This window comes from Photobacterium damselae, assembly GCF_003026815.1.
Classification (GTDB): Bacteria; Pseudomonadota; Gammaproteobacteria; order Enterobacterales; family Vibrionaceae; genus Photobacterium; species Photobacterium damselae.
Genome location: NZ_PYOG01000068.1, coordinates 1 through 5270 on the forward strand (window position 1 = coordinate 1; position 5270 = coordinate 5270).

The 5270-nt window shown below is 37.4% G+C and carries 6 protein-coding genes and 3 pseudogenes; 5 read left to right on the forward strand and 4 right to left on the reverse strand.

Going from position 1 to position 5270, the window contains the following annotated elements:
• A pseudogene (locus CTN07_RS22025) lies at nucleotides 1-242 on the forward strand (IS91-like element ISPda2 family transposase); the annotation flags it as partial.
• A 154-nt stretch (nucleotides 243-396) separates the two neighbouring features.
• Here CTN07_RS22025 and CTN07_RS22030 read toward each other — a convergent pair.
• Together CTN07_RS22030 and CTN07_RS22035 are read right to left on the reverse strand one after the other, a co-directional pair.
• Nucleotides 397-969 (reverse strand): outer membrane beta-barrel protein, encoded by a 573-nt coding sequence (locus CTN07_RS22030; protein WP_005306695.1) that lies wholly within the window; start codon nucleotides 967-969, stop codon nucleotides 397-399.
• Between the two features lie 133 nt (nucleotides 970-1102).
• Nucleotides 1103-1669, reverse strand: coding sequence for a GIY-YIG nuclease family protein (locus tag CTN07_RS22035; protein ID WP_330942597.1), 567 nt, complete (start codon nucleotides 1667-1669; stop codon nucleotides 1103-1105).
• A 142-nt stretch (nucleotides 1670-1811) separates the two neighbouring features.
• Here CTN07_RS22035 and CTN07_RS22040 point away from each other — a divergent pair, with 142 nt between their 5' ends.
• Together CTN07_RS22040 and CTN07_RS22050 are read left to right on the forward strand one after the other, a co-directional pair.
• Nucleotides 1812-2204: a hypothetical protein gene (locus CTN07_RS22040; RefSeq protein ID WP_050787863.1), complete on the forward strand. Its 393-nt coding sequence runs from the start codon at nucleotides 1812-1814 to the stop codon at nucleotides 2202-2204.
• A 217-nt stretch (nucleotides 2205-2421) separates the two neighbouring features.
• A pseudogene (locus CTN07_RS22050) lies at nucleotides 2422-3007 on the forward strand (IS91 family transposase); the annotation flags it as partial.
• Between the two features lie 142 nt (nucleotides 3008-3149).
• On the opposite strand, the gene CTN07_RS22055 reads toward CTN07_RS22050, so the two are convergent.
• Entirely contained in the window at nucleotides 3150-3506 is a 357-nt protein-coding gene (locus tag CTN07_RS22055; protein WP_050787864.1) for an RDD family protein, read from the reverse strand.
• Complete coding sequence (locus CTN07_RS22060) at nucleotides 3481-4020, reverse strand: hypothetical protein (RefSeq protein WP_036766256.1); 540 nt, start codon at nucleotides 4018-4020, stop codon at nucleotides 3481-3483. The genes CTN07_RS22055 and CTN07_RS22060 overlap by 26 nt, the downstream gene beginning before the upstream one ends.
• A 100-nt stretch (nucleotides 4021-4120) precedes the next feature.
• Here CTN07_RS22060 and CTN07_RS22065 point away from each other — a divergent pair.
• Both CTN07_RS22065 and CTN07_RS22990 read left to right on the forward strand, forming a co-directional pair.
• Nucleotides 4121-4481: pseudogene (locus CTN07_RS22065) on the forward strand (IS91-like element ISPda2 family transposase); the annotation flags it as partial.
• Nucleotides 4482-4921: 440 nt separating this feature from the next.
• Nucleotides 4922-5270 (forward strand): hypothetical protein (locus CTN07_RS22990; RefSeq protein ID WP_211315312.1); only part of this gene is annotated, 349 nt, incomplete at its 3' end.

Here is a 5270-nt window from a genome sequence, read left to right on the forward strand (position 1 = left end):
AACGGGGAGAAGCCTTACCGTTAGTTTATGATCTACTGGATCAGGAAGAGCCGGTAGAACCAAAACCATTGAATTACGCGCAAATGATGCATCACCTGGTAGGCATAGACCCGTACAAATGTATTCTGTGTGGTGGTCGCGTGTGCTTTGTGAAGATGGAAATGGGGCTGAAAGGGCATGAGTTAGTTGCTTTGAGAAAAGCAATGATACGGGAAAAACGACGACTTCGTTACAGTCTTTAGGGATGATCTGCCTGAAATATGGCAAAAAGCCAAAAACAGTATAGAAAACACTCAAAAGTAACCTGTTTTAGTCGGCTAAGTCATAAGAAAGACGATTACTGATTGATTTTTCAGTATTGCTGTCAGAGTGGTTAGGAATTTAAATTCCTAACCTTTAAAAATGAATACTCGTACCAAATTGAATACCAGAGGTTTCGATAAGATCACTTTTGCTATACATATAACCCAAATTAAAGCCTAACCATTCATAACGCCATTCCACACCAGCTGCAACTTCTCCACCCAATTCAGAATCTGTGATTCGATGTTGTTGCTTTTTACCTTCAATATTTGTTTGGTAGGTATAATCTAATTTGTAATAGTTGATACCGACTTTGCCATATAGACTAAATCCGCCAGTTAAAGGATAGTAAGCGAACAGGTCAGTGTGAGGACCATAGTAGCTGATGTCAGTAATTTTTGTTAACGGGCTGATTAACATACTACCTAAACCGCCAGTTGAACTACGATAACCAACTTCTAGACCAAAGTTTTCATTAAACATACGGCGGTAATAAAGATCACCATCGAATAGATCGCTGGAATCAAAGTCTTTTAGTTTTGTGGAAGCATTGAGGCCTCCATAACCAAGGTTTAGACCAATAACATTTGAGGGCGTTGCGGCCCAAGTTGTTGCTGATGCCGTAAATAGCGACGAGATAATACAAAGACGAAGGAGATTTGACATGCGATATCCTTATAGTATGTAGTGATATCGCATGGTATAACGTAGAGTTGGGCGACTCTATCGGATATTTGTCGTGACTGTGTCAGAAGTTACTCAATAAGCTCATACACAAATGAAATGGAACACTTTGCTTCTACTTCATTGCTTCTTTTACACGCTTAACGGTAGAACGTCCCTTGCCCATAATTTCTGCGGTCTGATTGATAGATAATCCGCGCTCTAAACGTGTGACGATATCAGAGTGCTTCATCAAAAAATCGTCAATACTAACAGTAGAGCCTTTAGGCCGACCAAATTTACCTTTTTCACGCTGAGTTAACTCAATACCACGTTTAGAAGCGGCTAAGCGTTTTTCTTCATACCTCCGCGACCTGTGACAATGAATCGTAAAAGATTCAAGATTGTTAGATAGTGTAGTGAATTCTACTTTTAACCGTTTCAATGACTTGCCATCAAGTACAAGGTATTCGGTGTGTAGACCAATATTAGCTAACTGATTGCTGTAACGATGAAATACATACTTCTCAACATGTCCAGAGTTTGCAACTTCACGCAACACAGCACTTTTAACTACCGTTTTCCCTGTTGCCTTTTCTAGATCGAATGTCATTTCTTTTAAGCGTTGTTCTGTCGATCTCGATGTCCTCCCAACTTTATGTATAACGCTGTTATTCTCTAGTTGGTACTCAAACAGATACAGTGACGCTTAATTTTGTCGCACTAATATAAACAGACTATTTTCAATTAGCCATATGCAATCTTTTCCATAATTATAAAATATCGGTTTGAAAAATTAAGAAATCAGGAATAGAGTAAGAAAAATGTCTTTTAGGTATATCTCAATGAGAAAGTTAATAGTTTTTGTATTTAAATCTAGTCCTTTGTTAGGAAGAGGAACACCTTTCACTGGAGCTATTTTTTCTTGGTTTAAAGAAGACTTCTATGTGGAAAAGCTAAATCGACTTTTAATTTCTCTAAATTTAAACTGGATTGCGAAAGTTGATGATACCGATTCTGATATATATCAGATAGAAAAAAAAGCGAACATTATAATTTGTGCCCCGGGATTAAAATATCAATTTTTCACTAATAAATTCAATAAAAATAGAATACTCTATTTAACCACAACGGAATATTACAACAGTGATATGTCTAACATCATAAAATTAATACATGAGATAGAAAAGGAAACCAATAAAGAAATGTCGTCCAACTCAGATTTCATCTGCTTTTGACAGCTATGAACAATATGAAGCCACCATGAATAATGTCATTCAGTTATTAAATACCTACTCTTCCAAAAGATCATGTCGAAGATATCACATTAATTCATCAATATCTTATTGATGAGTTTGGTGACACTTCGGCTACCGCATTCGAATTACATGAAGTATTAATTTCGCTTACTCATATCGCAGAGCGAGATGATGCTACGCCTTACTAACAGCTGATATGCACGTTCCTAGATCCACCAAACTCATCTTTAATAAATATGTAACTTGGGAAAAATATCTCACGCATTGTGGTGATAGCATCACCACCAATCAAATAGAGTGTATAGAAAAAATGCTCGCTTGCGGTACCAGCAAAGTGGGCAGTAAGCACTACGAATGCTTGTGAGCACTGCAAAGTCATCTATAACTCTTGTAAGAGTAAGGCTTGTAATTCTTGTGGAGTAATGCTGATAGAAAAATGGATAGCGAAACAGCTATCCATCTTGCCAAAATGTGAATATCAACATATGACCTTAACGATGCCCGATAAGTTATGGTCAATATTTCGACTAAACCCTTGATTAATAAATCTATTATACCAATGTGTGGTATCTGCATACTTGAGTTTTGCAAAGTAACGGGGAATAGAAATAGGTCTATTCTGTTTCGTTCACACATTTGGTCATCAGCTTAATTGGAATGTCCATTTCCATCTATCTGTCACGCGAGGAGGAATAAATCTCAAAACTAAGCGATGGGGAAATATCTACTTTAATGCTGCGATGGTAGAGCAGCATTGGAAGCAGCAAGTGGTCTCATTCTTATAAAGTAGATTAGGGTAATAAAAAAGCCGATCACATGTATCAGCTTTGTATTATCTAGCAATCAACAACGATAGTGCCCGATAACAGGTCGTGCACAGTTCTTTTCTGAGGCTGAAATATCATTAGAGCTAAGTTAACAATTCTAAAACCCCATACAATCCATTCCGACATCATATAAAACAATGAGCCTTAAAACAGCAGTAACAAAGGTCGCTGGCTCTCCATTGGCCATAACAACTTTCGTGCCCACTAGTCTCATTCCGATTGTTTGACCACTCCTTAAATAGGGCCAATTGATACCTAATAAGGCCACAGCTTCTGCTAAGTAAATAAGCAAACTATTACCTAGTAGGTCTATATAAACCTCAAAATTTAATAACTCAGCCTTTAAGATACAGAAGAATAGATATGTGACTGGTATTGTAACCACTGCAATAATAGCAAAATCAATACCGCCAGAAATTAAACGTCTTTTAGTCGATGCAACCAAATAATTCATAATCATCTTTGTCTTGTACTGAGAGCACCCACTCATGCTGTTCTGGTGTTAATGATGCCATTTCCTCATCTGTTAAGCGGAATTTTTCGCATTGTTCAGGCGCAGATCGGTAGCCAAGACCAATGTAATTAATAATAAACATTTGCCAGTTTGTGCGCATAGCGTACCAAACTTGAAATGGTACCAGCTTCTTTGGATCTACAGGACTATTTGCTTTTTGATAGAACTCCCATGCGAGCTCCGCTATCCATTCGATCTTCTTTGCTCCTGGATAGTTAATGAGAGATTCTAGCATCACCTCCAGCAATTCAAATGCCTTTAATGCATCCAACATGCCTTGATACATATATACATAGCGGTCAGCAACTCGATAATTATATTGTCCTTCCACTGGTGGTTCAAAACGAGGTGGAACTCCTGTGGTATTGTAAGAACGGGCTATAGTACATAGATGTTTCATACACTTTAAAAATTCTTGTTCAGACTTATTAACGGGATTGATACTGTTGTCCATAACATTTCCCTTATTTTTAACCAAACATTATGTAACATTTAAAATAATACACTGTTTGAAAGAGAGGGTTTTTGAAATCAATCACACAACGAGTCACCTGGGTGGTGATGTTCACTTTGTCTACAAAGATCATAGAGATAATTGCTATAAGACATTGGTTCTTAGTCAGATAGAGATGATCGATCGGTTAGTCTCACATATCCCTGCAGAAAAGAATTTTAGAGCCATCAAACAGAAAACGGGGAGAAGCCTTACCGCTAGTTTATGGTCTACTGGATCAGAAAGAGCCGGTAGAGTCAAAACCATTGAATTACACACAAATGATGCACCACCTTGTAGGCATAGATCCGTACAAATGTATTCTGTGTGGTGGTCGCATGTGCTTTATGAAGATGGAAATGGGGCTGAAAGGGCATGAGTTAGTTGCTTTGAGAAAAGCAACGACACGTGAAAAACGGTGACTTCGTTACAGTATTTAGGAAAGATCTAACTAAAATCAGGCAAAACACCAAAAACAGCATAGAAAATACTCAAAAGTAACTTGTTTTAGTCGGCTAAGTCATAAGAAATACGGTTACGGATTGATTTTTCAGTATTGCTGTCAGAGTGGTTAGGAATTTCAATTCCTAACCGTGAACAGACAGACTAAATCACCCTTACCTGATTTTTATGAGTCGATGTGATGAAAGTTACCTTGTTTATCTTTTCCAAGGCTTAAATATACAGACATACGGGACTATACTTTTTTGAACCTATACTAATGGGTTCAAAAAAGTGTGTAATAAGCAACATTTTCGATAATTTGTGTCTGATTATTTTTAATAAAAAATGCTGAGATTTAGATATTTATTTTCCGAATTCTGAGGCTACCCCAGCTCCATTAATATACACTGAGATATTATTGAGAACATCGCTAACACAACAAATGCAAAGACAGATACAACTAGGTGATACGGTTCACGAGACTATCCAAATCTCAGTTACTCGCAAAACAAAAAATGATCTCATATGGTATGGCGTCATCAACCAGGTACTCATCGCTCGCGGTTATAAACAAACACGCAACACTAGATGGGAAGGCGAATTTATCTTTGATAGAGAAGAACGATTTTCTATCAGAACGCCTGCCGAGCGAGCATTAAAAGAAGCCATAAAAGTAGCAGGGAAACGAAGTGTAACCATTTCACTAGTATTAGGGAAGTTTCCTAAATACCAGTTATCTACACGAGATATTTTTGCAAAATACGATA